The following is a 25,764-nucleotide window of genomic DNA, read 5'->3' on the forward strand; positions in this document are numbered from 1 at the left end:
TCGGTGATGTTCTTGACCACACCGTCGATGATCTGGCCTTCGGCCAGGCCCGAGATCAGGCCCGAACGCTGTTCGGCGCGGGTTTCTTCGAGCACGGCGCGGCGCGAGACCACGATGTTGCCGCGGCGGCGATCCATCTTGAGGATCTGGAACGGCTGCGGAATGTCCATCAGCGGCTGCACGTCGCGAACCGGGCGGATATCGACCTGGCTGCCGGGCAGGAAGGCCACAGCGCCGTCGAGGTCGACGGTGAAGCCGCCCTTGACGCGGCCGAAGATCACGCCGTCAACGCGCTTGCCTTCGCCGAATTCGTTTTCAAGCTTGTCCCAGGCAGCTTCGCGGCGGGCGCGGTCGCGGCTGAGCATGGCTTCGCCTTCGGAGTTTTCGACGCGGTCGACATAGACTTCGACTTCATCGCCGACCGACAGGCCGTGCGGCTGACCGGGCATGGCGAATTCGCGCAGGGCTACGCGGCCTTCGCTCTTCAGGCCAACGTCGATGACAGCCTTGTCGCCTTCGATTGCAGTGATGGTGCCCTTGACCACGCGGCCTTCAAAGCCGCCGTCGGCAGCGCCGCCGAGTGATTCATCAAGGAGAGCCGCGAATTCATCGCGGGTGGGGTTGGCGGTAGACGCCATAGGTTGAGTTTCCTCGTATCGATGTTTCCGGCCAGGCGGTTGTTCCGCCGGTCTTTCTCCGTCCCGGCGGGATTGCCGGAAACGGGCCAAAAGGGGCCGAGCTGCGATGGGGGCCGCATGCCGTCCACCGCGCCCTTTGAAGCCAAGGCTCCATCGGACCGGCGGCCCTTATGCGCGGGGCGGCGCAAATGCAAGGAAAATGGCGCGTTTTGCGGCCTGCTTGCGGCAGAACGAACACCTGCACGCGAAATCCACCGGATCGCCACGTGCGTTGCGGGGCAATGCGGTCTAGACCGGTCCCCGGTTCCCTCGTGGAGGATTGCATGGCCCCTGAAGCTTCGATCGATCGCCCCGGTCTTCCCCCGTCCTGGCGCCTGGCGCTGTGGGGCGCGATCGTTGCGCTGCTGGCATTGCCGGCAGTGGCGATGCAATTCACCCGTGAGGTGAACTGGGGGCCGGGCGATTTCGTCGCCGCAGCGGTCCTGCTCGGCCTGACCGGACTAGGGCTGGAGCTTGCGGCGCGCGCTCCGATCGGCCGTGCAGCGCGGTTCTTTGCGGCCGGGCTGGTGCTGCTTGCGTTGCTGGTGATCTGGGCGCAGCTGGCGGTCGGTCTGCTAGACTAGCGATCAGATCGCCGGTTTGTATCCAGGCTTGCGCAAGTTCAGCAGATAGGCCGTCAGATCATCGACATCGGCCGCGCTGACGCTGAAATTCATCGCCGCCGGGAAATTGTGCGAATCGCGCAGGAACGTGGCCAGCGTCTCCCGGGTCAGTTCGGGCTGGTTGGCGATCGCTTCGAACGCAGGCGATTCCGGATTGGGCGAGGCTGTGCCACGCATAACCCCATGACACTGCGCGCAATGCGCCTGGGCGAAAGTCAGCCCGCGCTTTTCGGACGTGGTGAGACGCGCGGTATCGGCAGTGGCGCAGCCGAGCAGGGCGAGGGCGGACAAGGCGATCAGGGCAAGTCTGGACATCGCCGCCACGCCTAACCCGCACGGGCTGCCGGGTCTAGCGCCTTGCGACCAGTCCCGGCGACCAGCGCGCGGCGATCAGCAGCACTGTCGGCAAAAGCATGGTCAGTCCGATGTCCTTGGCGATCTCGCCGTATTGCATCGCCACTTCGGGCCAGCGCTCGACATGGAGATCGTTCCATTCGTTGACCAGTTCGGCCAGCAGCACGACCAGCCACGGCCAAGGCGAGGCCACCGACCTGCGCAGCACGGCCGCAAGGATCAGCTGCGCCAGCACCCCGGCAACCACGTGCATTGCATCGTGACTGACGCCGCTGGCGTGAGCGAAGAACACCTTGAACGCGGCCCAATCGAGCCCGAGCTGGCTCAGCCAGCCGCTCAAGGCCGCGCCCCGGCCGCTTCGGCCAGCGCGATTGCCGCCGCTATCGCTTCGTCGCGGCCAAGGTCGGAGGTATCGAGCAGCACAGCATCGGGCGCGGCAACCAGCGGGGCTTCGGCGCGGCTGCGGTCACGGGCATCGCGGGCTTCGAGATCGGCGGCGATATCGGCCAACGACACCGCGCGGCCCGCTGCCTGCATCTCCCTGAAGCGCCGCTCGGCCCGGGCCGGTACCGAGGCGACCACGAACAGCTTCAGCTCCGCCTCTGGTGCGATCACCGTGCCGATATCGCGCCCGTCGAGCACGGCGCCTCCGGGCTGCGTGGCGAAGCTGCGCTGGCGCTCGTACAGCGCATGCCGCACCTCCGGATGGACCGAAACCCGGCTGGCCAGCCCGCCGGTCGCTTCGCTGCGCAGTTCCGGGTCATCCAGCAGGCTGTCGGGAAAGGCGCAGGCGGCGAGGGCGTCCACCGGGCTATCGGCATTGCCACTGTTCAGCGCGCACTGCCGCCCTACCGCCCGGTAGAGCAGCCCGGTGTCGAGGTGCGGCAAACCGAAATGTGCGGCGAGGGCCTTGGCGATGGTGCCTTTGCCCGAAGCGGTGGGTCCATCGACCGCAATGATCATAGGCTGCTGCCTTCTCGCCGCGCGCGGGCCGCCTTGACAAGACCGTACACGGCAATTGCCGCCCAGAACCCTTCCAGAATCAGCGACGCCAGGTTCAAGTGCACGAGCAACGAGATCGTCAGCAATGCCGCGCCCACCAGGTTGGTCAGATGCAGAATGTAGGGATTGGGCTGATCCTGAACAGTCAGATAGGCATAGGCGGCGATGATGCAGGCGGTGCCCGCAAAACCGACTAGAGTGGCCCAATCGAGCATCATTGCCCGCCCAGCCCGTCCAGCAGACTTTCAAACACCGGAAAGCTTGTTGCAATCGGGCGGGTATCGTCCACCAGTACCCCGTCCTGGCTCGCCAGCCCCGCCACAGCCATGCTCATCGCGATGCGGTGATCAAGGTGGGTCTTGACCCGTGAATTGGCACTGCCGCGAAGCGGTTCACCGCCGCTGCCATGGATGGTCAGGCCGTTCTCCGTTTCTTCCACCCGAGCCCCGGCTGTAGTTAGTGCCGCAGCCATGGCGGAGATGCGGTCGCTTTCCTTGACGCGCAGTTCTTCGAGACCGGTTGTGACCGTGGTCCCTTCGGCCAGCGCAGCAGCCACGAACAGCGCGGGAAACTCGTCGATCATGCTCGGCGCGATGGCGGGATCGACTTCGATACCCTTCAGCGCCGAGTGCCGGACCACCAGATCGGCGACCGGCTCACCGCCGACTTCGCGGGGGTTCACTTCCTCGATGCTGCCGCCCATCTGGCGCAGCACTTCGACTATCCCGGCGCGGGTCGGGTTGAGGCCGACGTTCTCGATGGTCAGCTCGCTGCCCGGTACGATCAACGCCGCGACCAGAAAGAAGGCGGCGGAGCTGGGATCGCCCGGCACCGCGATGGTCTGGGGGTGCAGTTCGGCCTCGCCGCGAACCCGGATCGTGCGGACCCCGGCCGAATCAGTCTCGACCTCCAGCTCGGCGCCAAACCCGCGGAGCATCCGTTCGCTGTGATCGCGGGTCGGCACCGGTTCAATCACCGTGGTTATTCCGGGCGTGTTGAGCCCGGCGAGCAGGATCGCGCTCTTTACCTGGGCGCTGGCGACCGGCAGGCGGTACTCGATCGGCACGGCGGGATTGGCGCCGCGCACGGTCAAGGGAAGACGGCCACCCTCGCTTGCTTCGAAGGCAGCGCCCATCTGGCTCAAGGGCTCGATTACCCGGCCCATCGGCCGTTTTGACAGGCTGGCATCGCCGAAGAACTGCGTCTCGATAGCGTGGCTCGCCACCAGGCCCATCAGCAGCCGGGTCGAAGTGCCCGAATTGCCCATATCCAGCGGTGCTTCTGGCTGGAGCAGTGCGCCCACGCCAACGCCGTGGATGATCCATTCGGCATTGCCCCGATCATCCTGAGCCTGGCGAAGGACCGAGGCCCCCATCGCCCGCATTGCGGCGGCGGTCGCCAGCACATCTTCGCCTTCGAGCAGACCGCTGACCCGCGTTTCCCCAATGGCCAGTGCCCCCAGCATGATCGAGCGGTGGCTGATCGACTTGTCGCCGGGAACGCGGATCGTGCCCCGCAGCGGCCCGGTAGGCAGGAAACGGCGCGGGGTAGGGGCGGAGTTGACGGGCGCGGACACGGGTTGGACTTTCGATCGAATTGCCAAGAAATGCGCGCGGCTTTTGACAGCGCCGCCCTGCTATGGCAAGGCGCGCCCGCGCTGGGACTGGCGCATCTGCCTCCCAATACGTATTTAGCAGTTTTCCGCGAGGTCCGCTGGGCCAGCGCTAGTGAGGAATTTTATGGTCAAGGCTGAATGGGGCGCCAAGCATGGCTGCCCGAAATGCGGCACCCGCTTTTACGATCTGGGCAAGGATGACCCGGTGACCTGCATCGAATGCGGCTATGCCTGGCATCCGGATCCGGTGCTCAAGTCGAAGCAGCCGATTCCGTATGAAGAGATCAAGAAGGTCGAAGTGGTCGAGGATACAGACCTCGCCGATCCCGATCTGGATATCGACGAAGACGGCGATTCGCCGGACAACGACGTCGACCTCGGCGGCGATGACGACCTTGGCGTCGGCATCGATGACGCCGTGGACACCGACGACAATTAACCCCTTGCCAAGCGCGAAGGCCGCCACTAATGGGGCGGCCTCTCGCGCTTGTAGCGAGGGGCGGCTGACCTCCCAGGGTCTGTCGGGATGAATGGAATGGGGCCTTAGCTCAGCTGGGAGAGCGCTACAATGGCATTGTAGAGGTCAGCGGTTCGATCCCGCTAGGCTCCACCATTCCAAAGAGTTAGAGTACCTGAGCGGCAAGCTGGTCGGCGAGGTTTCGCCCACCGGCTTTTTTCGCGTTTTGGATGGAAACGAGCATGTTCGACGCCCTTTCAGACCGGCTTGGCACTGTCTTCGACAGGCTGCGCGGTCGTGGTGCGCTTAACGAACAGGACGTTCGCGATGCCATGCGCGAAGTGCGGATCGCGCTGCTCGAAGCCGATGTCGCGCTGCCGGTTGTCCGCCGCTTCATTGACGAAGTGACCGAGAAGGCGGTCGGCCAGAACGTGCTGCGTTCGGTCACGCCGGGCCAGCAGGTCGTCAAGATCGTCAACGATGCGCTGGTCGACATGCTCGGCGGCGAGGATGTGCCGGGGCTGGATCTCAATGCCGCGCCGCCGGTGGTGATCATGATGGTCGGCCTGCAGGGCTCGGGCAAGACCACCACGACCGCCAAGCTCGGCAAGCTGCTGAAGGAAAAGTACGGCAAGAAGGCGCTGATGGCGTCGCTCGACGTCAACCGCCCGGCCGCGCAGGAACAGCTCAAGGTGCTGGGCGAGCAGGTCGAGGTGGCGACGCTGCCGATCATCACCGGCCAGATGCCGACCGAGATCGCCACCCGCGCGCTGCAGGCAGCCAGGCTGCAAGCCGTCGACGTGCTGCTGCTCGATACGGCGGGCCGACTCCACGTCGATCAGGCGCTGATGGACGAAATGCAGGCGGTGGCGAAGATCGCCTCGCCCAAGGAAGTCCTGCTGGTGGTCGATTCGCTGGCCGGGCAAGACGCGGTCAACGTCGCCAAGTCGTTTACCGAACAGATCGACCTGACCGGGATCGTGCTGACCCGGATGGACGGCGATGCCCGCGGCGGTGCGGCACTGTCGATGCGGCACGTCACCGGCAAGCCGATCAAGTTTGCCGGGGTCGGCGAAAAGCTCGATGCGCTCGAAGTGTTCCAGCCGAGCCGGGTCGCCGGGCGGATCCTCGGCATGGGCGATGTCGTCTCGATCGTCGAAAAGGCGGCCGAGGCGATCGAGCAGGAAGAAGCCGAGCGCATGGCCGAGCGCATGGCCAAGGGTCAGTTCGACATGAACGACCTGCGCAGCCAGCTGCGCCAGATGCAGAAGATGGGCGGGCTCGGCGCGCTGGCCGGGATGATGCCCGGCATGAAAAAGGCCAAGGCGGCGATGGACGCCAGCGGCATGGACGACAAGGTGCTGGTGCGGATGGACGCGATCATCGGATCGATGACGCCCAAGGAACGCGCGCGTCCCGATCTGCTCAACGCCAAGCGCAAGATCCGCATTGCCAAGGGTTCGGGTATGCAGGTCCAGGATGTGAACAAGTTGCTCAAGATGCACCAGGAAATGGAGCGCGCGATGAAGCAGATCAAGAAGATGGGCGGCCTCGGCGGCCTCGCCAAGTTGTTCGGCAAGGGCGGCCTTGGCGCCGCGATGCCAGGGCTGGGCGGCGGTGGCGGCGGGCTTCCTGGACTGGGCGGGCCAAGCCTGCCACCGAACCTCAACGATTTGATGAAAAAGTGATTTCCGATTAATTCAGTTTGCTAGAAAGGTAGTTCAAATGTCTGTTTCCCTTCGTCTTTCGCGCGGTGGTTCGAAGAAGCGCCCGTACTACAAGGTCGTCGTTGCCAACAGCCGCGCTCCGCGCGACGGCAAGTACCTCGAGCAGGTTGGCACCTACAATCCGCTGCTTGCCAAGGACGATGAAAACCGCGTCCGCTTGGTTGAAGATCGCGTCCGCTATTGGCTGGGCGTTGGTGCGCAGCCGACCGACCGCGTCGCCCGCATGCTTGATAAGGCCGGAATCAAGGAACGCGCCGCGACCGTGAACCCGAAGAAGGGTGAACCGGGTCAGAAGGCCAAGGACCGCGCCGAAGAAAAGGCTGAAAAGGCCGCTGAAGCCGCCGAAGCCGCTGCTGCTGCTGCCGCCGCTCCGGTTGTCGAAGAAGTGGTCGAAGCCGCTGTTGAAGAAGCTGCTCCTGAAGCGCCTGCCGCTGAAGAAGCCGCTGTTGAAGAAGCTGCTGCCGAAGCCCCCGCAGCTGAAGAAGCAGCTGCCGAAGCGCCCGCTGCTGAAGAAGCTGCCGCTGAGGAAGCTGCCGCTGAGGAAGCTCCGGCTGCTGAAGCCAGCGAAGAGCAGGCTGAAGGCTAAACCTTGGGCATCGATCGACCTGTCACGCTGGCCGCCATCATCGGCGCGCATGGCGTGGCAGGCGAAGTCCGGCTCAAGCTGTTCGGTGAAGGCGTGGCATCGCTCAAGCAATTCCGCGCCTTCAACGATTCGTCGCTGACGGTTGAAAAGCTGAAAGACGACGGCAAGGGCGGGGCGATCGCCCGCTTCGCCGAAGTGGCCGACCGCACTGCCGCCGAAAAGCTCCGCGGCACTGCACTTACCGTTCCCCGCTCGGCCCTGCCGCCGCTGTGTGAGGGCGAATATTACTACGCCGACTTGCTCGGACTGTCGGCGGTTTCGACCAATGGCGAGGCCCTAGGCACCTGCATCGCGGTCGAGAACTACGGCGCCGGCGATGTGCTGGAGATCGAGCGACCGGGGATCGAAGGCAAGCGCGGCAAGCGCTTCATGGTTCCGATGCGGATCGAGGCCGTGCCCGAGTGGAATGGCGAGCGGCTCGTCATTAGTGCAGGCTTTGCAGCCGAGGATTGATCGGCTAGCCAGCTGCGATGTTCATGCTCATCGGGTTGCTGATCCTTGTGGCCATTCCTGCGGCGCTGGCGGCGGCAATTGCCTTTGCCCTGCCAACATTTACGCCGCGCTGGAGCCTGCGTCGCCGGACTGCCGTTGCGGCCTTGACCGCCGGCTACCTGCCGATGTTGCTGCCCATCATTGCGGCCGCGACGGATCCAAACAATCCGGGGCTGTTCGCCTCCGTGGCTTCGATCCTTTTCGGCGGGCTGTTCTTTTCTTGTGTGATCGGCTTGCCGATTGCCTTGCTGGTCGGGAAGCGTAAAGGCAAAGCTGCGGTTGATCCGGGCGCTTTCGACTAGGCAGCCTCTAAAAGCTTCTCCAGTTCCCGCCCGAAGGCCTTGAGCTCAAAGTTCTGCGGATCGTCGTGGGCTTCGGGGATGGTCGAATCGACCGTATTGTGCTGCGCCGGGATCAGCCAGCGACCGGCCCGCGCGCTGGTATAGACATAGAGCGCCGCCAGCATCCGGTATTGTTCGCGGGTGAAGCCGGGCTTGGGGCCATAGGTCTGGCCGCGGCTGGTCGCGCCCGGCAGGAAGCGGCGCGGCTGAACCGTTTCGATATGGACAAAGCGCCCGCGTGCCCGCGATCCCACCACCCGGCTTTCCAGCTTGGTCGCGCGCCAGCCCTCCTGGAACTCATGCCCCGCCCAGATCTGCCCGACCCGGTTGAGGAAGATATGCGCGACAGGGGCCTTGGCGAAGGTCTGGTTCATGTAGGGCGCGAAATCGTTGACCTGGAGGTCGGCATTGAGCCGCTTGGGGAAGGGATCATTGGCGTAGAACGGATGGCTGGTATCGTGGATCACGAAATAGAGCAGCGGCAGGCCTTCCTCGGTTTGCGAGGTGGGGGCATCGGCATGTTGAATGGCATAGCTGCGGTAGGGTTCAGGAAAGGCGGCGATCGCCGCGGCCTTCTGCGCCGCGCTGGGCTCGCCGCCGTCGCTCATCAGCCGGACGATTACGGGCGGGAGCGGTTGGGGCTTGCGCACGGCCCGCAGCTCCACCTTGCGCAGCAGGCAGGTCGCCTGCTCAAGCGGGGTACCGGCAAAGGTCAGCGTTTCGCGGCTGAATCGGCATTCGCCGATCTCCTCGGCCAGAGCAGGGGCGGACAGGAGCGAAAACACGAGAACGGAGGCAATCGCAGGTCTGGGCACTTGTCGGCTCCCGAGGTTTGGTATATACGCGATGTATATACGGAGACTGACAGTGGGCAAGCCCGAAGATGACCGCCTGCGAGAAGCGCCGTCCGCGTTCAATGTGGACGATGCATCACCTGCCAAAGTTCGGCTGGTGCCCGGCAAGGGCAAATCCGGCCGCAAGCTGGCCGACGATCCTCGGTTCATGCGGATGATCGGTTCTGCGCCCTGGTTGAAGCTGCGCGAACGGCAGCAGTTCCGCACCAAGGTTTTTCAATCGGGCAACTCGCTGGCCGTGCGCATTCCCGCTGGAACCAAACTGGAAGCGGGCATGGAAATGGAGCTGACTGTGGAAGATGGCCTGTTCCTGACATTGGACCCGCTTGAACGGCCCAAACGGAAGTTCAACATCGCCAAGGTTGCCGGGTCGGCCACCAGCCTCAACCTGATCGACGATGAAGCGCGCACGTTTGACGAACGACCGCTCGATTGGCCGGTCAAAGCACCGTGAAATACCTGCTCGACAGCAATATCATCATTTATCTGACGACGAATACCAACCGATCTGTCGTCTTGCGGGCTGCCGAATGCGATGAGGGTGATCTGGTGACTTCCGCGATTGCATTTGCCGAAGTGATCTATGGCTCGCGGAATGCAAAGCCGCCGCCGTTCGAGCAGTTGCAGGCCTTCGTCGAGGAGGTTCCGATACTCGATTTCGATTACAAGGCGGCGCTGGCCTATGCGACCTTGCCTTTCAAGCGCGCGGGCTATTATCGGCTGATCGCGGCGCACGCCCTTTCGCATGGCCTGACCGTCGTGACGCACAACGAACAGCATTTCGCTGACGTGCCGGGTCTGGCGGTTGAGAATTGGACAGTGTGATGAAGGGTTTGCCTTTCTGGCAACTTCAGCATTGCAGGCAGCGCTTAACCAGGCTGTGGTAAGGCTGCCTGTTATCGGCGGGATGCTGGCGGTTGCAGACTCGTTTCCGGCATCCAACTGTTTCAAGGGGCAAGGCGTCCACAGCCCTGAACTGGACATTTTCAACGAGACCTGTTTCGAACTTAGCCCATGACCTTCGCCGCAACCGTTCTCACCCTCTACCCCGAGATGTTCCCCGGGCCGCTGGGCGTCAGCCTGGCCGGCCGTGCGCGGGAGGAGGGGAAGTGGAGCCTTGATGCGGTGCAGATCCGCGATTTCGCGATCGACAAGCACCGCACCGTTGACGACACGCCGGCCGGCGGCGGAGCAGGGATGGTGCTGCGCGCCGATGTGCTGGCTGCAGCAATCGACCATGCCCGTGCGCTCCATCCGGACTGCCCGGTGATCGCCATGACCCCGCGCGGCCAGCCGCTCAGCCAGGCGCGTGTGCGCGAACTGGCAGCGGGGCCCGGGGTGACGGTGCTGTGCGGCCGATTTGAGGGATTCGACGAGCGGATCTTCGAAGGCCGCGCGGTGGAAGAGGTCTCGGTTGGCGACATCGTCCTGTCGGGCGGAGAACCTGCCGCGCTGATGCTGCTTGACGCTTGCATTCGCCTGCTTCCCGGCGTAATGGGCGCCGCTTCGAGTGGTACCGAGGAGTCCTTTGAACAGGGGCTGCTTGAATATCCTCACTATACCCGGCCCGCTCAGTGGGAAGGGCGCACGATCCCTGAAGTGCTGCGATCGGGGGATCATGCGAAGATCGCGGCCTGGCGGAAACACCAGGCAGAGGTCGACACACGGTTACGCAGGCCGGATCTTTGGGAGCTTCATGAGGAAGCTCGGGTCCAGTCTGCCTCTGGCGCGCGGCGAACAGACGAAGGAATATGAGGGATGAACCTCATTCAACAGATTGAAGCCGAGGAAATTGCCAAGGCTTCCAAGGATATCCCGGATTTCCGCCCTGGTGACACCGTCCGCGTCGGCGTGAAGGTGATCGAAGGCGAACGTGCCCGTGTACAGAACTATGAAGGCGTGTGCATCGCCCGCGCCAACAAGGGCATCGGCAGCAATTTCACCGTCCGCAAGATGAGCTTCGGCGAAGGCGTGGAGCGCGTATTCCCGCTCTATTCGCCCAACATCGACAGCATCACCGTGGTCCGCAAGGGCGTGGTGCGTCGCGCCAAGTTGTATTACCTGCGCGGCCGCACCGGCAAGCGCGCCCGCATCGCCGAGCGTCGCGACCCGCGTCCGGGCGAGTGAGCTAGGCAGTTCGCTCCGGCGAAGTTTACAAGGGGGCTCCGACGCTGGTCGGGGCCCCTTTTGCTTTGGTCGAACGCACTGGCTTGGTGTATTGCTATAATCATACACTATGATAGCTTTCCGTCTCAGGATGGGGAGTAAAGCCAATGACAGACCACCGTGTCGACGCGGCGACGATGACTCTTGCCCCGGTCCGGGGCAGGGACCGGATCGAAGTGCTTGACGCCCTGCGGGGCTTCGCAATTCTCGCGATTTTCTACATCAATGTCCCGGCGATGGCCGGACCGCTCAGTGCGTTGCTGGGCAATATCCGGGCAATGGGGTGGAGCGCGGCCGACCAACATGTCTGGCTGTTCATGACGACTTTCCTGGAAGGCACCCAGCGCGGCCTGCTCGAGATGCTGTTCGGCGCCGGGCTGATGGTCACTGCGGCCAAGGCGATGACGCCCGATGGGCCCGTGGCGGTTGCCGATCTCTATATCCGCCGCAACCTGTGGCTGTTGCTGTTCGGCCTGATCAACATCTTCCTGCTGCTGTGGCCGGGGGACATCCTGCACATCTACGCGCTGTCCGCGCTGGTGCTGTTCCCGTTCCGCAAGCTCAGGGTGCGCTGGCTACTCGCGCTGGGTCTGATGATTTCGGTGATCCAAATGGTTGGCGGAACCGTTGAATATATCAGCCGCACCGAACTGCAGCAGACCCAGACCGTTATCGCCGAAAAGCAGGCCAAGGGCCAGAAGCTGAGCAAGGAAGAGACCGAGGCAGCAAAGGAATGGAAGGAAAAGCTGGACCGGATCGCGGGCAAGGATCCGGTTGAGGTCAAGATCAACAAGGACGAGGCCAAGGCCCGCGCCGGTGGATTTGGCGACTATGCCGACTTCTGGATTTCCACCTACATCCTGTTCGTGGGCAAGGGTTCGCTGATCGGCGGTGTAATCGAGGCATTCTGCACCATGCTGATCGGGATTGCCCTGTGGAAGCTCGGCTTCATCCAGGGCCGCCGATCGACCCGTGACTACCTGATTGCGCTGGTGATCGCCTACGGCTTTGGCCTGACGGCGCGCTATACCGGTGGGCTGGAGCGGATGACTTTCATGCCGGGCCCCAAGACCCTGTGGATTACATCTGAGCTATCGCGGCTTGCTGTCACGGTCGGGCATATCGCAGCGATCAACCTGCTGATGCGGGTCAGGCTGGGGCGCAAGGCGCTGACCCCGTTGCTTGCCGCTGGCCAGATGGCCTTCACGCTCTACCTGATGCAGCAAGTGATCGGGCTGCACATCCTCTATTCGCCGATCGGCTTCGACCTGCCGACGGCGCCGGGTTGGGCCTGGCTCGCCGGGCTCGCCACCATGGTGATCGTCGGACAGCTAATGTTCGCCAATCTGTGGATGCGGTATTTCGTCTCGGGCCCGCTCGAATGGGTCTGGCGCAGCCTATCCTACTGGCAGCGTCAGCCGTTTCGGCGAAGGGCTGTGGAGAGCTGATTGCCCTGACGAAAAGGTTCTAGCGTTCGAGCCTATAGACAACCTAGGAAGGCGTCCCGGCCATGGTCGGGTCGCCTTTCGCTTATTGGGATATCCGCCTTGTCATGCGCCATCTTGCTTGCCTGCTTGCCGCAACCTTGCTTTCTGCCGTGCCAGCCGTCGCCCAGGAACGACCAGTGAGCGCGCCTGCCCAAGCAGCAGAGACAAAGGCTCTCGATTTCGCGCGTGTCTTCGCCAGCCCCAGCCTCAACGGTGCGGTGCCGCGCGGGGTCAAGCTGTCGCCTGACGGGCGTTGGCTGACCGTCCTGCGTGGCCGCACCGATGATCGCGAACGCTATGACCTGTGGGGTTTCGATCGCCAGAGCGGGCAGTGGACCATGCTGGTTGACAGCCTCAAGCTTGGCTCGGGCAAGGAACTGTCCGAAGCCGAAAAGATGCAGCGCGAACGGCTGCGGATCGGCGACCTGAAAGGGATCGTCTCTTACGAGTGGACTGCGGACAGCAAGGCGCTCCTCGTTCCGCTCGATGGCGACCTGTACCTCGCCAGGCTTGGCGGCACGGTCGAACGGCTGACGCAGAGCCAGGAAGACGAACTCAACCCTGCGCTCAGCCCCAAGGGCGGATACGTTTCGTTCGTTCGCGACCGGCGGCTGTGGGCCGGTAAGGTCGGCAGCGAGGCCAAGCCGGTTTCGCCCGAGGAAGCGGCCGATACGGTCCATTGGGGTGAAGCCGAGTTCGTTGCCCAAGAGGAGATGGCGCGCTTCACCGGCTATTGGTGGGCACCCGATGACAGCCGGATCGCGGTTCAGCGGTTCGATGATGCCCCGGTCGGGATCGTCACCCGCACCGCGATCGGCGCGGAGAGCACCAAGACCTTTCAGCAGCGCTATCCAGTGGCGGGATCACCCAATTCGCTGGTTTCGCTGTTCGTGATTAAACCGGATGGTTCGGGCCGGGTCGAGGTTGATTTGGGAGCAGACAAGGACATCTATCTGGCGCGCGTCAACTGGTCGCCCGACGCAAAGGTGCTCTACGTCCAGCGCCAGAACCGGGCGCAAACCGTGCTCGATGTGCTCAGCGTCGATCCGGCCACCGGCAAGGCAAAAGTGCTATTCACCGAGAAGGCAGCACCGCGCAGCTGGATCAACCTGTCGACCGATTATCGCTTCCTCAAGGACGGCAGCCTGATCTGGTGGTCCGAACGCGATGGTTTTGGGCACTTGTGGCACTTAAAGTCCGGTAAGTGGACGCAGCTGACCAAGGGCAAGTGGGTGGTGACCGGGCTGGTCGGGATCGATGAGAAGGCGGGCCGGGTCTATTTCACCGCAAACAGGGACGATGTCCTCGCCACCAACATCTATGCCCTGAACCTGTCAGCCCCCGGCAAGATCGAGCAGCTGGGAGAGCCGGGCTGGGTCCACAGCGCGAGCATGGACAAGGCCGGGCAGACCCTGCTGGTCACCCGCTCGTCACCCAGCCAGCCGCCGCAGGTCTATATAGCCGACGGCAAGGGCCTGCGGCTCGCCTGGGTCGAGGAGAACAAGCTCGATGCCAAGCACCCCTATGGACCCTACCTAGCCGCTCACCGCGCTCCAGCGTTTGGCACAATCAAGGCGGCTGACGGGACCGAGTTGCACTGGCGGATGACCACTCCGGTTATGGAACCGGGCAAGCGCTATCCGGTGTTCTTCCAGCACTATGGCGGGCCGACTTCGCAGACCGTCACCAAGGGCTGGGGCGGGGCGCTGGAACAGGCGATCGTCGGGAAGGGTTATATCTTCTTCCAGATCGACAATCGCGGCAGCGAAAACCGCGGGGTCGACTTCGCCTCGACGCTGTACCGCGCGATGGGTTCGGTCGAGGTCGAGGACCAGAAGGCCGGGGCCCTGTTCCTTAAGGGTCTGCCCTATGTCGATGATAGCAGGATCGCGACTTACGGCTGGTCCTATGGCGGCTACATGACGGTCAAGATGCTCCAGGCCGATCCGGGGCTCTATGCTGCAGGGATATCCGGCGCGCCGGTGACCAAGTGGGAGCTTTACGATACCCACTATACCGAACGCTACCTCGGCGATCCGAACAAGGAGCCGCAGGTCTATGAGCGATCGAACGCCTTGGCCGATGCCGGCAAGATCAAGGATCCGCTGCTGCTGATCCACGGCATGGCCGACGACAATGTGGTGTTCGAGAACAGTTCGATGCTGATCTCGCGGCTCCAGGCTAAGGCCGTGCCGTTCGAGATGATGCTGTACCCCGGCTATACCCACCGGGTCGGCGGGCCTAAGGTGGGCGTGCACCTGTGGGAGACGATCTTCGCCTTCCTCGACAAGCATATGCCCGCAGGCAAGGTCCAGTGACCGCGCTTTCCCGCCGCGCCGTTCTGGCTGGCGCGGCGGCGCTCGGGCTGGGCGCTTGCGGCAAGGCGGCGGCTGAAGCACGCCCGGCCAGTGCGCGCGCCCGCGCCCTGATCGTGGCGGCGCGGCGGCAGCTCGGGGTGACCTTGGCCTATGATCCGGTCTATACCCGGCTGGTCTATCCCGGCGGTGATGTCGATCGGGCCAAGGGGGTCTGCACCGATGTGGTGATCCGCGCCTATCGCGATGCCTTCGGGATCGATCTTCAGCGCACGGTGCACGAAGACATGAAGCGCGCCTTTGCCGCCTATCCCAAACGCTGGGGTCTGCGCCGGCCCGATTCCAATATCGACCACCGCCGGGTGCCCAACCTTGAGATGTTTTGGTCCCGCCAGTCAGCCCGCCTGCCGGTCCTGCGCCAGCCAAGTGATTGGCAACCCGGGGATCTGTTCACCGCCTTGATCGACGGCCGCCTGCCGCATACCGGGATCGTCTCGGACCGGATCGCGGCAAACGGCAATCCGCTGGTGATCCACAACATCGGCGGCGGCGCGCGCGAAGAGGACATGCTGTTCGCGCACCGCCTGACCGGGCGCTTTCGCTGGCGGATTTAGGCCTTTTCCGCTTGTCATCGGCTCGTCATCAGCCGGCCCCCTCGCATATTTTAACCTATACTTGAACCATTTGCCGGCTGGCAACGACCGCTAGCCGCCGGGCGGTGATTTTGCCGTTGCGGCACTTTTGTGCACAAATGAAAAGGACTGCTAACATGGCAGAATTGAAGAAGAAGCTGGGGGCCACGCTTGGCGCCCTGGCGATGATGATCGGGGCCATTCCCGGAACCGTCGGAACGGCGGCTGCTTATGAGAACCCGAACGGAGGGCAGCACTTCGACCGAGGAAGGTTCCCCCGCACAATTCATTTCGTGCTTCTGGGACCGATCCTGGCGTTGGCGACCTACTTCGCGGTCAGGGGCGACGACGACCAGCCCGCGAGCCCGTAAGCCTGGCGGATCACGGAGTGGCGCGGCTCTGCCGCGTCGCTCCACCGCCTAAGGGGGCGCTCTCGCTGATGCCTCTGGTCCGACCCATGCAGTCCGAATTCGTCACCCCGGACTTGACCCGGGGTCCGGCTTGTTCTCTTGCGTAAGGCTTGAGGCCAGCACCGGGATCTCGGATCAAGTCCGGGAAGGCGGTCCAATGGAGATTGCACATGGGTTATCGGGTAGTCGTCGTCGGCGCGACCGGCAATGTCGGGCGGGAAATGCTCAACGTGCTGGCCGAGCGCGAGTTTCCGATCGAAGAGCTCGCGGCCGTGGCCTCCTCGCGCTCGCAGGGCAGCGAAGTCGAATTCGGCGAGACCGGCAAGATGCTCAAGGTCCGGAATATCGAGAATTTCGATTTCACCGGCTGGGACATCGCGCTGTTTTCGGCCGGGTCCGATGTCGCCAAGGCCCACGCCCCGCGCGCCGCTGCCCAGGGCTGCGTGGTGATCGACAACTCCTCGTACTACCGGATGGATCCGGACGTGCCGCTGGTCGTGCCCGAAGTGAATCCCGATGCGATCGATGGCTACAAGGCCAAGATGATCATCGCCAATCCCAACTGCTCGACCGCGCAGATGGTCGTCGCGCTCAAGCCGTTGCACGATGCTGCCAATATCAAGCGGGTGGTGGTCGCGACCTATCAGTCGGTTTCGGGCGCGGGCAAGGACGGGATGGACGAACTGTTCGAGCAGAGCCGCAACATCTTCGTCGGTGACAGCGCAGAGGCGAAGAAGTTCACCAAGCAGATCGCTTTCAACGTGATCCCCCATATCGACAGCTTCCTGGACGACGGCTCGACCAAGGAAGAATGGAAGATGGTGGTTGAAACCAAGAAGATCATGGACCCCAGGATCAAGGTCAGCGCGACCTGCGTGCGGGTGCCGGTCTTCGTCGGCCATTCCGAAGCGATCAACATCGAGTTCGAGCGGGAAATCAGCGCCGAGCAGGCTCAGGATATCCTGCGCGAAGCCCCCGGCGTGATGCTGGTCGATAAGCGCGAGGATGGCGGCTATGTCACGCCCGTGGAATGCGTTGGCGATGGCGCCACCTATGTAAGCCGCGTGCGCGAAGACCCGACCGTGGAAAGCGGGCTGTCGCTGTGGTGCGTGTCGGACAACCTGCGCAAGGGCGCGGCGCTCAATGCGGTGCAGATTGCAGAGCTGCTGGGGCGGCGGCATCTGAAGAAGGGTTGAACCTGCCGCTGTTTCATCACATTTCCGGCCGCTTCTGGCGGGCCATAGCCGCCGATCGGGCCGACCAGGTGCTCGATGCTCCGGGCCCGGACAGCGCCGGACGCTATCACCGCCCGGGGCAACCGGCGCTTTATGTGACGATGGAAGCGGATTGGGCGACCATCGCGATTGGCCGTTACTTGTTGGCGGATGGGGTGAGGCGGGTCGTCGTTCCGCTCGATCTGGACGGAGCAACGGTTTTCGATCAGCGCGATCCAGCCGCCTGCGCCGCCTTGGGGATCGATCCGGAGCAGTCGCAGTTCCGCTGGAACGATGAGCTGGCCGCCGGGCGGGAGCCGCCCTCATGGCGCGCCTCGGATGCGGCCCGCGCGGCCGGTGCGCAGGGGATCATCGATGTGTCGCGCGGGATTGCCGGTGGCTGGCATGCCTGCCTGTTCGCCTGGAACGTGCCCGAGGCTCCGCAGGTGCGGGTCGTGGGCGATCCGGTGCCCTGCGAATATTGGCCCGCGCGCGATCGTTGGTCTGCACCTGACGGTTGGGCGCTTCCCGATCACCTCGCGCGGCGCTAAGCTGGTGTCATGACCCAGACCATGACCGGCGGCTGCCAATGCGGCCGCATCCGTTATTCCGCCGAGATCGCCGGCGATGAGGCCTATTGGTGCCATTGCCGGATGTGCCAGAAGGCGACCGGCGGGATCGCGGCGGCCTTCGTGCAGGTTGAACTGGCCAAGGTTACCTGGCTGAGCGAGCCCGACTGGTACGAAAGCTCGCCGGTCGCCCGGCGGCCGTTCTGTTCGAAGTGCGGCACTCCGTTGGGCTTTGCCTGGGCCGATGGCACGGGCGATATGGACCTGACCGTCGGCAGTTTTGACGATCCCTCGCGCTTTCGCCCGGTGGTCCATGCCGGATGCGAAGCAATCCATGAGGCCTGGCTCGACACCCGCGATCTGCCTCGCCTCTACACCGCCCAGACCAAGAGCGTGGCGGATCGCTGGCAGGCAGCCGGGCTTGAGGTGCCGGAATGAGCGGCGAGGTCTTTTCCGGCTTCGACGGAACGCGCCTCGCGCTGCACCGCATGGGCAACGGCCGTCCGCTTGTCATGCTCCACGGCTTGTTCTCCAATGCCGAGATGAACTGGATCAAGTGGGGCCACGCCGCCATGCTGGCCGATGCCGGGTTCGAATGCCTGATGCCCGATTTGCGTTCACATGGGATGAGCGAAGCGCCGCACGATCCCGCTGCCTATCCCGACGATGTGCTGGCCAAGGACCTGGCCGCGCTGGTCGCGCACCTGGGGCTCACAGACTACGACCTGTGCGGCTTTTCGCTGGGCGCGCGGACATCGGTGCGCGGGGTGATTGCCGGGCTGACACCGCAGAGACTGGTGCTGGGCGGGATGGGGCTGGAAGGTCTCGCCGGCTGGACCGGGCGCGGGGCCTTCTTCATCGATGCTATCGACCGGTTCGATGAAGTGAAGCATGGCGATCCGGCTTTTCCGGCAGTGTCCTTCATGAAGACCATGAAGGTTGACCGGATTGCCGCCCGGCTGCTGCTGCAGACCTTTGCCGATACCCCGCCCGAGGCGCTGGCCGCGCTGACCATGCCGACGCTTGTGGTCAATGGAGATCAGGATCGTGACAATGGCGATCCCGAGGCGCTGACCCGATCCCTGCCCAATGCGGTTCAGGCGATCGTCCCCGGCACCCACATGAGCTGCGTGACCAAGCCCGACCTTGGCGAGGCAATCCGAGGGTTCTTGCTTACCTGAACGGCGGCTCGTTGAAGGCGCGCAGCTTGCGTGAATGCAGGCGCGCACCCTCGGCGCGGAGCAGGTCGCAGGCGGTGGTGCCGATCTTGAGGTGCGCGGCGATCGCTTCCTCGTAGAAACGGTTGGCCTGGCCCGGCAGCTTGATCTCGCCATGCAGCGGCTTGTCGGAAACGCACAGCAGGGTCCCATAAGGCACGCGGAAGCGATAGCCCTGGGCGGCGATGGTGGCGCTTTCCATGTCGATCCCGATTGCCCGACTGAGCGAGAGCCGGCGCGCGGATTCGGTGTACAGCAACTCCCAGTTGCGATCATCGGTGGTCGCGACGGTGCCGGTCCGCATCCGCTTCTTGAGATCCGCGCCCGAATCGCCGCTGACCGTCTCGGCGGCCTGGGCCAGGGCGATCTGGACTTCGGCGATGGCGGGAATGGGAATTTCCGGCGGCAGAACCCCGTCGAGCACGTGATCGTCACGCAGATAGGCGTGAGCCAGCACGTAATCTCCGATCCGCTGCGTATCGCGCAGCCCGCCGCAGTGGCCGATCATCAGCCAGGCTTCGGGGCGGAGCACCGCCAGGTGGTCGCAGATCGTCTTGGCGTTCGAAGGGCCAACCCCGATGTTGACCAGGGTGATCCCCATCTTGTCTTCGCGAACCAGGTGATAGGCCGGCATCTGGTGCCGCCGCCAGGCGGTATCCGAAAGCCGCTCCCGCGCGTTGGAAGCCGGAGCGTCGAGCTGCAGGCCGCCGGCCCCGGTCAGCGCGACGTTGCCGTCCTTGCCCAGCTGTTCGCCCGCCCAGTCCACAAATTCATCGACATAGCGGTGATAGTTGGTGAACAGGATGAAGCGCTGGAAATCCTCGATCCGGGTGCCGGTGTAATGCGCCAGCCGGGCCAGGCTGAAATCGGTGCGCAGGCCGTCGAACAGGGCCAGCGGGATGCTTTCGCCGGGCTCATCGATCTCGATCCCGTCAGCCAGCTCGTCCCCGATCAGCGCCAGTTCGGTGGTCGGGAAATGCCGGGCAAGGTCCTGCGGGCTAATTCCGGCAAGGCCTGAATTGGCGTCGATCACGTAAGGGAAAGGGATTTCCTGATCCGACCGGCCAACCTCGACCGTGATCTCGTAGTCATCGGTCAGCAGGTCGAGCTGTTCGGTCAGGTAGTCGGCGAACAGGGCAGGGCGCGTGACTGTGGTTGCGTAGGTGCCTTCGTGCGAGAGACGTCCGAATGAGCGGCGATAGTCCGGTCGGGTTTCAACCCCGCCGTAACTGAGCCGCAATTCGGGGTAGCACCAGGCTTTTTCGAGTCGCCGAGAAGCAGGGGGAAGGATGCCGTCTGCCGCAAAATTTGCGATATCGCTTTGCAGGGTGGAGACGGCGGTTTCGTAAACGCGGACCAATTCCGCGATGATCGTTTCTGTCGTTTGCATCGCGGGCCTATAACCAGTTCCGCGTGACATTTCAATTGCACCAACGAAAAGGGGGCGCCGAAGCGCCCCCGATCCTTAACTGAAGGTGCTTAAAGCCTTAGCCTTCGGCTTCTTCCGAAGCTTCGGCAGCAGCCGGGGCTTCCGCTTCGACTTCTTCGCCATTGCCGGCTTCGAATTCGCCTGCGGCGGCGGCAGCCTCGGCAGCGTCGTCTTCGAACATCGCGGCGATCACGTCGACGCCGGCAGCCTGCTGCTCGGCTTCATCCGGCGAGCGAGCCACGTTGACCTTGACCAGGACGACAACTTCGGGGTGCAGCGTAACCTTGACGTCGAACACGCCGATCGTCTTGATCGGGCGTTCCAGCACGATCATCGACTTCGAAATGCCCGCGCCATCGGCGTTGAGCGCATCGACGATATCGCGCACCGAAACCGAACCATAAAGCTGGCCGGCGTTCGACGAAGCACGGATCAGCACCACCGACTTGCCTTCGACGTTGGCCGAATGCTTTTCAGCTTCGGCGCGACGTGCGTCGTTGTCGGCAACGATCTTCGCCTTGTTGGCTTCGAAGACCTTGCGGTTGGCTTCGTTGGCGCGCAGCGCCTTCTTGTTGGGCAGCAGATAGTTGCGGGCGTAGCCGTCCTTGACGTTTACGACATCGCCGATCGTGCCCAGCTTCTCGATCCGTTCGAGGAGGATGATTTCCATGTCGTCTCTCCCTTACTTGACGAGGTAGGGCAGCAGGCCCAGGTGCCGGGCGCGCTTGATCGCCTGGCCGAGCTCACGCTGCTTCTTGGCGGAAACGGCGGTGATGCGCGAAGGCACGATCTTGCCGCGTTCGGACATATAGCCCTGCAGCAGACGCGTGTCCTTGTAGTCGATCTTGGGGGCGTTCTTGCCCGAGAACGGGCAGGACTTGCGGCGGCGGAAAAATGCGCGGGCCATTGCTTAGAACTCCTCGCGTTCGCGGCGCTTGGCGCGCTCACGGTCTTGTTTGCGCATCTGCACCGACGGGCCGGCTTCCAGCTCGTCAACGCGCACGGTCAGCCAGCGGATCACGTCTTCGTTGATCGCAGTCTGGCGCTCCAACTCGGCAACGACGCCGGCGGGGGCCTCGATGTTGAGCATCACGAAGTGCGCCTTGCGGTTGCGCTTGATCTTGTAGGCGAGATTCTTGAGGCCCCAGGTTTCGGTCTTGGTGACCTTGCCCTGACCTGCTTCGACGATCTGGGTGGCGGTGGCGGCAAGCGCATCGACTTGCGCCTGGCTAAGGTCCTGGCGCGCCAGGAACACATGCTCATATAGAGCCACGGCAGCTTCCTTTATCTATCTAACCGATCGCTGGCTGATCCGCACCATTGCGGGGCCCCTCCGGCTTTCTTCGTTTCCCCGGCAAAACCGGAGAAGTCGCGGCCCTTAGCCCATTATCTGCGATTTGCAATCGGATTGTTGTCTCAACAGGGGGCTTTGCTTTGCCCAACCGTTCCTGATAGCAATTTCAGCATGGATGCATTGGGGGGCGAATGGGTGATTTTCTGACTTGGTCCGGCTGGGTGGCGGGTTTTATCGGGTTGGGATCAACGCTTTTTTTCGGTTTTGAGAACCGTAAACTCAACCGGCGGATGCGCTCGGTTGACTGGAGCGACGTGGTTGTATGGTCACGTGCCTTGGGGAAGAAAGTATCCAAGGAGTTTCAGCCAGATATGATCTATGCAACCGATGCCAGAGGCGGAATGATCGCGGCGATCATGCAGGATTCGATGAACTCGCTCAACGTTTCGCTTTCAGGAACGACGATCTGGAAGGACCAGTATCAAACCCCGCCGGATCTCAAACTGTTTGAAATGATCGACGACAAGAAGGTCGCAGTGGGTGTGCTGAAGATCAAGGCGAGCAATGATCTCCAAAAGGTACTGATCGTGGACGATTTGACGGTCACCGGCGGAAACATGGAGCGAATAAAGGAAATATTCGTCAAAAAGCTCGGCTTTGCGGCCGAAAATGTGAAGACCTGCACGCTTCTGGCGTCGGAAACCTCAATTGCGAACAAGCGAGCACCCGACTACTACCACCACAGCTGCGCTTCCCTCGATTTCGACTTTCCCTGGGGCAGGGTGCGCTAAGGCAGCCTGATCCCAAATTTTTTGACCAGGAGAACTTATCGTGCCTACCGGCCTAGTTGCGCTGCTTGACGATATTTCGGTAATCGCCAAGGCCGCCGCTGCTTCAATCGACGATGTCGGGGTGGCCGCGGCCAAGGCGGGGACCAAGGCAGCAGGCGTGGTGATCGACGATGCGGCGGTCACACCCAGCTATGTCACCGAATTCACGCCCGATCGCGAGCTGCCGATCATCCGCAAAATCGCGTTGGGCAGCCTCAGGAACAAGCTGCTGATCCTGCTTCCGGCGGCGCTGATCCTCAGCCAGTTCCTGCCCTGGGCGGTGACGCCGCTGCTGATGCTGGGCGGGCTGTTCCTGTGCTATGAAGGCGCGGAAAAGGTAATGGAAAAGCTGGGCGGCGATAAGCACGGCGAGACGCTGGAAGACGAGATCACCGATCTGGCCGAGTTCGAGAAGGAGCGCACCGCCGGGGCGATCCGGACCGACTTCATCCTTTCGGCGGAAATCATGGCGATTGCCCTGGCCGAAGTGGCCGGCGAACCGTTGCTGAGCCGCGCCGCGATCCTGGCGCTGGTCGGGATCGTCATCACGATAATGGTCTACGGAGCGGTCGCGCTGATCGTGAAGATGGACGATATCGGCCTGCATCTGGTCGATAACCGCCATACCGAGTTCGAAAAGAGCCTTGGCCGTGGGCTGCTCCACGCCATGCCGCGCTTGCTGGCAGCGCTATCGGTGATCGGTACGGCCGCGATGCTGTGGGTCGGCGGGCAGATTGTGATTCACGGCGCGCACGAGCTGGGGCTGCATGCTCCGTCAGACTTGGTCCACGCGATGGAGCACGCGGTCCATGAAGCAACCGGTGCGCTGGGCGGACTGCTCGGCTGGCTGACCAATGCCACGCTTTCGGGGATCGCCGGGTTGGTCCTCGGCGTGATCATCGCCGTGGTTCTGCACAAGGTTCTGAAGAAAGAGGCCGGCGTGCACGCTTAGGGCAGGCGGGCCAAAAGGTCCTTGGCGAACAGGGTCAGGGTATCGTCGCGGGCACCCATGATGACCACGCGGTCGCCTGGGTTTGCAAGTTCGACGATCCGCTGAGCGCAGTCCTCGCGCGCCGGGACATACTCGGCTTTGCCGCCCGCTGCCTCGATCAGACCAACGATCCGTTCGCTCCCCTCGCTGCGATCGACCGTTCCTCCGAAATAGACCGGGTCGCACAGGATGGTGATGTCTTCGGGACCGAGCAACCGGGCGAAAGTTTCCGCCAGTTCATGGCCCATCTGGCGCAGCGGGCCATAGCCGTGCGGTTGGAAGAAGGCGATCACGCGGCCCGGCTGGGCCTTGAGTGTAGTGAGGGTTGCGGCGCACTTTTCGGGGTTGTGGCCGAAATCGTCGATCACGGTGATTCCGGACGGGCTGGTGCCGATCACATCGAAGCGGCGGGCGAGCCCGGCATAGCTGGCCAGCGCGGCAACTGCATCGGCTACCGGCACACCGGCGGCGCAGGCAGCGGTAATCGCGGCGAGTGCATTGGACAGGTTGTGGCGTCCGGGAACGCCCACCCGGAGATCGTGGTGTGATGCATCGCGGCGGTCGATCACGGTTGCGGAAATCGAGAACGGATCTTCAACGATCGAACCTTCGACCACGCCGATCTCCGCCTCCCGATTCGTAATGCCATAACCCAGCCACGGGGTATACTCGGCGACCAGCGCCGCCGCCTCCGGATCATCCAGATTGATCACACCGATATCGCAGACCCGCAGGAAATCGCCGAATAGCGCGCGCAGTTCCTCCATCGATTTGTGATCGAGGCTGACGTTGAGCAGCACCGAAACGCTGGGCCGATAGAGCGCGATCGACCCGTCGCTCTCGTCGACTTCCGAAACAAACAGCCCGCCCTTGCCGACCCGCGCGCTGGCGAAGGGCGCATCGGATCCGGCATAATTCTTCATCACCGCGCCGTTCATGATCGTCGGATCCCGGCCGGCCTGGTCCATGATCCAGCCGGTCATCCCGGTCACGGTGCTCTTGCCGCTGGTCCCGCCAATGGCGATCCGGGCCGGTGCCGCGTTGAACAGCGCGGCAAGCAGTTCGGCGCGGGTCATCCGCGGGCATCCGAGTTCGCGGGCCCGAACCACTTCGGGCACAGTGTCTTCAACCGCGGCGGAGGCGACGAGGGTTTGTGCGGCAGAGGTTATTCCGCTGCCGTCCTGAGGATGAAGCACAAAGCCCAGACTTTCCAGCCAGGCGAACTTTTCCGGGGTCCGGCCCTGGTCGCGGCTGCGGTCCGATCCGGCCACTTCGGCGCCAGCGCCCCTCAGGATCAGGGCGAGTGGCAGCATGCCCGATCCGCCGATGCCGCAAAAGAACCAGGGGTGCGAAGTGAGGTCTGTCATGTTGATCGCGGTAAGCATGAACGCACCGCAACTCAACCTTCTCCATCGTCATCCTGAACTTGTTTCAGGGCCCATTTCGCCTATGGCCCGGTGTGTGCTTGGGAAGAGCTGACTGATCGGTTTGTTTGCGTTCCGCACCAGTGGGTGAGAACGCCGATGGGCCCTGAAACAAGTTCAGGGTGACGGGTGCGGGGTGGGTGTTTATGGTTCCAGTCATGACCCGGATCGCCATCTGCGCCCCGTCGCGCTCGATCACGCATGACGATGCCGCGCGCGTCACCGCGCTTGCCGAGGACTTTGCCGGGATCGAGCTGCACTTCCATCCGCAGTGCTTCTTCGAACATGGGCATTTCGCCGGTACCGATCGCCAGCGACAAGATGCGCTGGTCGAATGCGCCAACGATCCGGCCTTTGCCGCCGTCTGGTTCGCGCGCGGCGGCTATGGTTCGAACCGGATCGCCGAAGATGCGATCGCCCGGTTCGATCATGCCGCGCAGGACAAGGCGTTTCTCGGCTATTCCGATGGCGGTTACCTGCTGGGCGGGCTGTATCGGCAGAAGATCGGCCGCCCGATCCATGCCTCAATGCCCGCCGATGTACGACGCTCCGGCGGCGATGCTGCGGTCCGGCGGGTGCTGGGCTTCATCGCCGGGGACAATTACGGGCTTGAGCCGGGGCTGGACGGGCATCCTGTGGTGGCTTTCAACCTGATCACCCTGGCGATGCTGTGCGGCACTCCGCTGATGCCGGGTCTGGCCGGGCATGTTGTGCTGGTCGAGGAGGTCAGCGAATACGACTATTCGGTCGATCGGCTGTTCTTCCACGTCACCGCGCACCTTGGCGGCGTTGCCGGGCTGCGGCTCGGTCGGGTCAGCGACGTGCCGGTCAACGAGATCGAATTTGGTCAGTCGGCCGAGGACATCGCTCGGCACTGGTGCGCGCGGCATTCGATCCCTTACCTTGGCCGGGCCGAGATCGGCCATGATGCTGGCAACACAATTGTGCCGTTCGGGCTTGCCCGCGGCTTTGCCGGGTAATAGGCGCGCGGGAAAATC

Annotated in this window: 33 protein-coding genes and 1 tRNA gene; 22 read left to right on the top strand and 12 right to left on the bottom strand. The window is 63.4% G+C overall.

The annotated features are described in order from the left end of the window. A partial coding sequence (locus B2V17_RS02365; RefSeq protein WP_292994783.1) for a S1 RNA-binding domain-containing protein occupies positions 1 to 638 on the bottom strand: 638 nt, incomplete at its 3' end. A gap of 323 nt (positions 639 to 961) precedes the next feature. Between B2V17_RS02365 and B2V17_RS02370 the strand changes: the two genes are divergently transcribed. Then, positions 962 to 1,261, top strand: a complete 300-nt coding sequence (locus tag B2V17_RS02370) for a hypothetical protein (protein WP_292994785.1) — start codon at positions 962 to 964, stop codon at positions 1,259 to 1,261. Between the two features lie 3 nt (positions 1,262 to 1,264). Here the strand turns inward: B2V17_RS02370 and B2V17_RS02375 are convergent, their stop codons facing one another. From B2V17_RS02375 to aroA, 5 genes are read right to left on the bottom strand one after another with little or no spacing between them, the layout of a single operon-like run. Next, positions 1,265 to 1,615, bottom strand: a complete 351-nt coding sequence (locus B2V17_RS02375; RefSeq protein WP_292994787.1) for a c-type cytochrome — start codon at positions 1,613 to 1,615, stop codon at positions 1,265 to 1,267. A 34-nt stretch (positions 1,616 to 1,649) separates the two neighbouring features. Then, positions 1,650 to 1,994 (bottom strand): hypothetical protein, encoded by a 345-nt coding sequence (locus B2V17_RS02380; protein WP_292994789.1) that lies wholly within the window; start codon positions 1,992 to 1,994, stop codon positions 1,650 to 1,652. Then, positions 1,991 to 2,617: a (d)CMP kinase gene (locus tag B2V17_RS02385; RefSeq protein WP_292994791.1), complete on the bottom strand. Its 627-nt coding sequence runs from the start codon at positions 2,615 to 2,617 to the stop codon at positions 1,991 to 1,993. Before B2V17_RS02385 ends, B2V17_RS02380 begins: the two co-directional genes overlap by 4 nt. Next, positions 2,614 to 2,874: a CBU_0592 family membrane protein gene (locus B2V17_RS02390; RefSeq protein WP_292994793.1), complete on the bottom strand. Its 261-nt coding sequence runs from the start codon at positions 2,872 to 2,874 to the stop codon at positions 2,614 to 2,616. Before B2V17_RS02390 ends, B2V17_RS02385 begins: the two co-directional genes overlap by 4 nt. Then, complete coding sequence (gene aroA / locus B2V17_RS02395) at positions 2,871 to 4,232, bottom strand: 3-phosphoshikimate 1-carboxyvinyltransferase (protein WP_292994795.1); 1,362 nt, start codon at positions 4,230 to 4,232, stop codon at positions 2,871 to 2,873. The genes B2V17_RS02390 and aroA overlap by 4 nt, the downstream gene beginning before the upstream one ends. Before the next feature lie 163 nt (positions 4,233 to 4,395). On the opposite strand from aroA, the gene B2V17_RS02400 reads away from it, so the two are divergent. From B2V17_RS02400 to B2V17_RS02425, 6 genes are all read left to right on the top strand, one after another. Continuing rightward, positions 4,396 to 4,710: an FYDLN acid domain-containing protein gene (locus tag B2V17_RS02400; protein WP_292994796.1), complete on the top strand. Its 315-nt coding sequence runs from the start codon at positions 4,396 to 4,398 to the stop codon at positions 4,708 to 4,710. A 98-nt stretch (positions 4,711 to 4,808) separates the two neighbouring features. Continuing rightward, positions 4,809 to 4,884 (top strand) — tRNA-Ala (locus tag B2V17_RS02405). Positions 4,885 to 4,970: 86 nt separating this feature from the next. Further along, the gene (gene ffh / locus B2V17_RS02410) at positions 4,971 to 6,416 is read left to right on the top strand and encodes a signal recognition particle protein (RefSeq protein WP_292994797.1); all 1,446 of its coding nucleotides are present in this window, start codon (positions 4,971 to 4,973) and stop codon (positions 6,414 to 6,416) included. A 37-nt stretch (positions 6,417 to 6,453) separates the two neighbouring features. Then, complete coding sequence (gene rpsP / locus B2V17_RS02415) at positions 6,454 to 7,041, top strand: 30S ribosomal protein S16 (RefSeq protein WP_292994799.1); 588 nt, start codon at positions 6,454 to 6,456, stop codon at positions 7,039 to 7,041. A gap of 3 nt (positions 7,042 to 7,044) precedes the next feature. Further along, positions 7,045 to 7,554 (top strand): ribosome maturation factor RimM, encoded by a 510-nt coding sequence (rimM, locus tag B2V17_RS02420; protein WP_292994801.1) that lies wholly within the window; start codon positions 7,045 to 7,047, stop codon positions 7,552 to 7,554. Between the two features lie 17 nt (positions 7,555 to 7,571). Next, entirely contained in the window at positions 7,572 to 7,895 is a 324-nt protein-coding gene (locus tag B2V17_RS02425; RefSeq protein ID WP_292994803.1) for a hypothetical protein, read from the top strand. On the opposite strand, the gene B2V17_RS02430 is transcribed toward B2V17_RS02425, so the two are convergent. Continuing rightward, positions 7,892 to 8,719 carry a hypothetical protein gene (locus B2V17_RS02430; RefSeq protein WP_292994805.1) on the bottom strand — a complete coding sequence of 276 codons (828 nt, stop codon included), beginning with the start codon at positions 8,717 to 8,719 and terminating at the stop codon, positions 7,892 to 7,894. The two genes, B2V17_RS02425 and B2V17_RS02430, sit on opposite strands and share 4 nt — an antisense overlap. An 82-nt stretch (positions 8,720 to 8,801) precedes the next feature. On the opposite strand from B2V17_RS02430, the gene B2V17_RS02435 reads away from it, so the two are divergent. The 12 genes from B2V17_RS02435 (at position 8,802) to B2V17_RS02490 (ending at position 18,762) form a co-directional block, all read left to right on the top strand. After that, positions 8,802 to 9,242, top strand: a complete 441-nt coding sequence (locus tag B2V17_RS02435) for a hypothetical protein (protein ID WP_292994807.1) — start codon at positions 8,802 to 8,804, stop codon at positions 9,240 to 9,242. Next, positions 9,239 to 9,613 carry a type II toxin-antitoxin system VapC family toxin gene (locus B2V17_RS02440; protein WP_292994809.1) on the top strand — a complete coding sequence of 125 codons (375 nt, stop codon included), beginning with the start codon at positions 9,239 to 9,241 and terminating at the stop codon, positions 9,611 to 9,613. Before B2V17_RS02435 ends, B2V17_RS02440 begins: the two co-directional genes overlap by 4 nt. Before the next feature lie 189 nt (positions 9,614 to 9,802). Continuing rightward, entirely contained in the window at positions 9,803 to 10,543 is a 741-nt protein-coding gene (gene trmD / locus B2V17_RS02445; RefSeq protein ID WP_292994811.1) for a tRNA (guanosine(37)-N1)-methyltransferase TrmD, read from the top strand. 3 nt (positions 10,544 to 10,546) lie between these two features. Next, positions 10,547 to 10,915: a 50S ribosomal protein L19 gene (gene rplS / locus B2V17_RS02450; RefSeq protein ID WP_292994813.1), complete on the top strand. Its 369-nt coding sequence runs from the start codon at positions 10,547 to 10,549 to the stop codon at positions 10,913 to 10,915. Between the two features lie 146 nt (positions 10,916 to 11,061). Further along, complete coding sequence (locus B2V17_RS02455) at positions 11,062 to 12,402, top strand: DUF418 domain-containing protein (RefSeq protein WP_292994815.1); 1,341 nt, start codon at positions 11,062 to 11,064, stop codon at positions 12,400 to 12,402. A 104-nt stretch (positions 12,403 to 12,506) separates the two neighbouring features. Beyond that, positions 12,507 to 14,759 carry a S9 family peptidase gene (locus B2V17_RS02460; protein WP_292995271.1) on the top strand — a complete coding sequence of 751 codons (2,253 nt, stop codon included), beginning with the start codon at positions 12,507 to 12,509 and terminating at the stop codon, positions 14,757 to 14,759. Next, positions 14,756 to 15,370, top strand: a complete 615-nt coding sequence (locus tag B2V17_RS02465) for a DUF1287 domain-containing protein (RefSeq protein WP_292994817.1) — start codon at positions 14,756 to 14,758, stop codon at positions 15,368 to 15,370. The genes B2V17_RS02460 and B2V17_RS02465 overlap by 4 nt, the downstream gene beginning before the upstream one ends. Before the next feature lie 155 nt (positions 15,371 to 15,525). Then, positions 15,526 to 15,759: a hypothetical protein gene (locus B2V17_RS02470; protein ID WP_292994819.1), complete on the top strand. Its 234-nt coding sequence runs from the start codon at positions 15,526 to 15,528 to the stop codon at positions 15,757 to 15,759. Between the two features lie 209 nt (positions 15,760 to 15,968). Further along, positions 15,969 to 16,994, top strand: coding sequence for an aspartate-semialdehyde dehydrogenase (locus B2V17_RS02475; protein ID WP_292994821.1), 1,026 nt, complete (start codon positions 15,969 to 15,971; stop codon positions 16,992 to 16,994). Next, positions 16,991 to 17,563, top strand: a complete 573-nt coding sequence (locus tag B2V17_RS02480; protein ID WP_292994823.1) for an RES domain-containing protein — start codon at positions 16,991 to 16,993, stop codon at positions 17,561 to 17,563. The genes B2V17_RS02475 and B2V17_RS02480 overlap by 4 nt, the downstream gene beginning before the upstream one ends. Before the next feature lie 9 nt (positions 17,564 to 17,572). Further along, positions 17,573 to 18,019, top strand: a complete 447-nt coding sequence (locus tag B2V17_RS02485) for a GFA family protein (RefSeq protein ID WP_292994825.1) — start codon at positions 17,573 to 17,575, stop codon at positions 18,017 to 18,019. Beyond that, a complete protein-coding gene (locus B2V17_RS02490) occupies positions 18,016 to 18,762 on the top strand; it encodes an alpha/beta fold hydrolase (RefSeq protein WP_292994827.1) in 747 nt (248 codons plus the stop codon). The genes B2V17_RS02485 and B2V17_RS02490 overlap by 4 nt, the downstream gene beginning before the upstream one ends. Here the strand turns inward: B2V17_RS02490 and B2V17_RS02495 are convergent. The 4 genes from B2V17_RS02495 to rpsF all read right to left on the bottom strand — a co-directional run bounded on the left by B2V17_RS02495 (position 18,755) and on the right by rpsF (position 21,500). Next, positions 18,755 to 20,188: an AMP nucleosidase gene (locus B2V17_RS02495; RefSeq protein ID WP_292994829.1), complete on the bottom strand. Its 1,434-nt coding sequence runs from the start codon at positions 20,186 to 20,188 to the stop codon at positions 18,755 to 18,757. The genes B2V17_RS02490 and B2V17_RS02495 overlap by 8 nt on opposite strands. A 97-nt stretch (positions 20,189 to 20,285) precedes the next feature. Further along, a complete protein-coding gene (gene rplI / locus B2V17_RS02500) occupies positions 20,286 to 20,897 on the bottom strand; it encodes a 50S ribosomal protein L9 (RefSeq protein WP_292994831.1) in 612 nt (203 codons plus the stop codon). Between the two features lie 12 nt (positions 20,898 to 20,909). Continuing rightward, a complete protein-coding gene (gene rpsR / locus B2V17_RS02505) occupies positions 20,910 to 21,134 on the bottom strand; it encodes a 30S ribosomal protein S18 (protein WP_292994833.1) in 225 nt (74 codons plus the stop codon). Positions 21,135 to 21,137: 3 nt separating this feature from the next. Continuing rightward, a complete protein-coding gene (rpsF, locus tag B2V17_RS02510; RefSeq protein ID WP_292994835.1) occupies positions 21,138 to 21,500 on the bottom strand; it encodes a 30S ribosomal protein S6 in 363 nt (120 codons plus the stop codon). Positions 21,501 to 21,712: 212 nt separating this feature from the next. On the opposite strand from rpsF, the gene B2V17_RS02515 reads away from it, so the two are divergent. Both B2V17_RS02515 and B2V17_RS02520 read left to right on the top strand, forming a co-directional pair. Continuing rightward, a complete protein-coding gene (locus tag B2V17_RS02515; protein WP_292994837.1) occupies positions 21,713 to 22,312 on the top strand; it encodes a phosphoribosyltransferase in 600 nt (199 codons plus the stop codon). Between the two features lie 40 nt (positions 22,313 to 22,352). Then, on the top strand, positions 22,353 to 23,303 hold the full coding sequence (locus tag B2V17_RS02520) for a DUF808 domain-containing protein (RefSeq protein WP_292994839.1): 951 nt from the start codon (positions 22,353 to 22,355) through the stop codon (positions 23,301 to 23,303). On the opposite strand, the gene B2V17_RS02525 is transcribed toward B2V17_RS02520, so the two are convergent. After that, complete coding sequence (locus B2V17_RS02525; protein WP_292994841.1) at positions 23,300 to 24,709, bottom strand: glutamate ligase domain-containing protein; 1,410 nt, start codon at positions 24,707 to 24,709, stop codon at positions 23,300 to 23,302. The genes B2V17_RS02520 and B2V17_RS02525 overlap by 4 nt on opposite strands. Before the next feature lie 215 nt (positions 24,710 to 24,924). Between B2V17_RS02525 and B2V17_RS02530 the strand changes: the two genes are divergently transcribed. Further along, positions 24,925 to 25,746: an LD-carboxypeptidase gene (locus B2V17_RS02530; RefSeq protein ID WP_292994843.1), complete on the top strand. Its 822-nt coding sequence runs from the start codon at positions 24,925 to 24,927 to the stop codon at positions 25,744 to 25,746. The last annotated feature ends 18 nt before the right edge of the window (positions 25,747 to 25,764 follow it).

Source organism: Novosphingobium sp. UBA6272, from assembly GCF_002440635.1.
Taxonomy (GTDB): Bacteria; Pseudomonadota; Alphaproteobacteria; order Sphingomonadales; family Sphingomonadaceae; genus Novosphingobium.

Coding starts and splice junctions, on each gene's coding strand:
- B2V17_RS02515 (WP_292994837.1), top strand. CDS start 21,713: ATGGGTGATTTTCTGACTTGGTCCGGCTGGGTGGCGGGTTTTATCGGG.
- B2V17_RS02390 (WP_292994793.1), bottom strand. CDS start 2,874: ATGATGCTCGATTGGGCCACTCTAGTCGGTTTTGCGGGCACCGCCTGC.
- B2V17_RS02485 (WP_292994825.1), top strand. CDS start 17,573: ATGACCCAGACCATGACCGGCGGCTGCCAATGCGGCCGCATCCGTTAT.
- B2V17_RS02490 (WP_292994827.1), top strand. CDS start 18,016: ATGAGCGGCGAGGTCTTTTCCGGCTTCGACGGAACGCGCCTCGCGCTG.
- B2V17_RS02530 (WP_292994843.1), top strand. CDS start 24,925: ATGACCCGGATCGCCATCTGCGCCCCGTCGCGCTCGATCACGCATGAC.
- B2V17_RS02400 (WP_292994796.1), top strand. CDS start 4,396: ATGGTCAAGGCTGAATGGGGCGCCAAGCATGGCTGCCCGAAATGCGGC.
- B2V17_RS02470 (WP_292994819.1), top strand. CDS start 15,526: ATGGCAGAATTGAAGAAGAAGCTGGGGGCCACGCTTGGCGCCCTGGCG.
- B2V17_RS02385 (WP_292994791.1), bottom strand. CDS start 2,617: ATGATCATTGCGGTCGATGGACCCACCGCTTCGGGCAAAGGCACCATC.
- B2V17_RS02525 (WP_292994841.1), bottom strand. CDS start 24,709: ATGACAGACCTCACTTCGCACCCCTGGTTCTTTTGCGGCATCGGCGGA.
- rpsR (WP_292994833.1), bottom strand. CDS start 21,134: ATGGCCCGCGCATTTTTCCGCCGCCGCAAGTCCTGCCCGTTCTCGGGC.
- rpsP (WP_292994799.1), top strand. CDS start 6,454: ATGTCTGTTTCCCTTCGTCTTTCGCGCGGTGGTTCGAAGAAGCGCCCG.
- B2V17_RS02370 (WP_292994785.1), top strand. CDS start 962: ATGGCCCCTGAAGCTTCGATCGATCGCCCCGGTCTTCCCCCGTCCTGG.
- B2V17_RS02475 (WP_292994821.1), top strand. CDS start 15,969: ATGGGTTATCGGGTAGTCGTCGTCGGCGCGACCGGCAATGTCGGGCGG.
- B2V17_RS02495 (WP_292994829.1), bottom strand. CDS start 20,188: ATGCAAACGACAGAAACGATCATCGCGGAATTGGTCCGCGTTTACGAA.
- trmD (WP_292994811.1), top strand. CDS start 9,803: ATGACCTTCGCCGCAACCGTTCTCACCCTCTACCCCGAGATGTTCCCC.
- rplS (WP_292994813.1), top strand. CDS start 10,547: ATGAACCTCATTCAACAGATTGAAGCCGAGGAAATTGCCAAGGCTTCC.
- ffh (WP_292994797.1), top strand. CDS start 4,971: ATGTTCGACGCCCTTTCAGACCGGCTTGGCACTGTCTTCGACAGGCTG.
- B2V17_RS02425 (WP_292994803.1), top strand. CDS start 7,572: ATGTTCATGCTCATCGGGTTGCTGATCCTTGTGGCCATTCCTGCGGCG.
- B2V17_RS02460 (WP_292995271.1), top strand. CDS start 12,507: ATGCGCCATCTTGCTTGCCTGCTTGCCGCAACCTTGCTTTCTGCCGTG.
- B2V17_RS02455 (WP_292994815.1), top strand. CDS start 11,062: ATGACAGACCACCGTGTCGACGCGGCGACGATGACTCTTGCCCCGGTC.
- B2V17_RS02375 (WP_292994787.1), bottom strand. CDS start 1,615: ATGTCCAGACTTGCCCTGATCGCCTTGTCCGCCCTCGCCCTGCTCGGC.
- rplI (WP_292994831.1), bottom strand. CDS start 20,897: ATGGAAATCATCCTCCTCGAACGGATCGAGAAGCTGGGCACGATCGGC.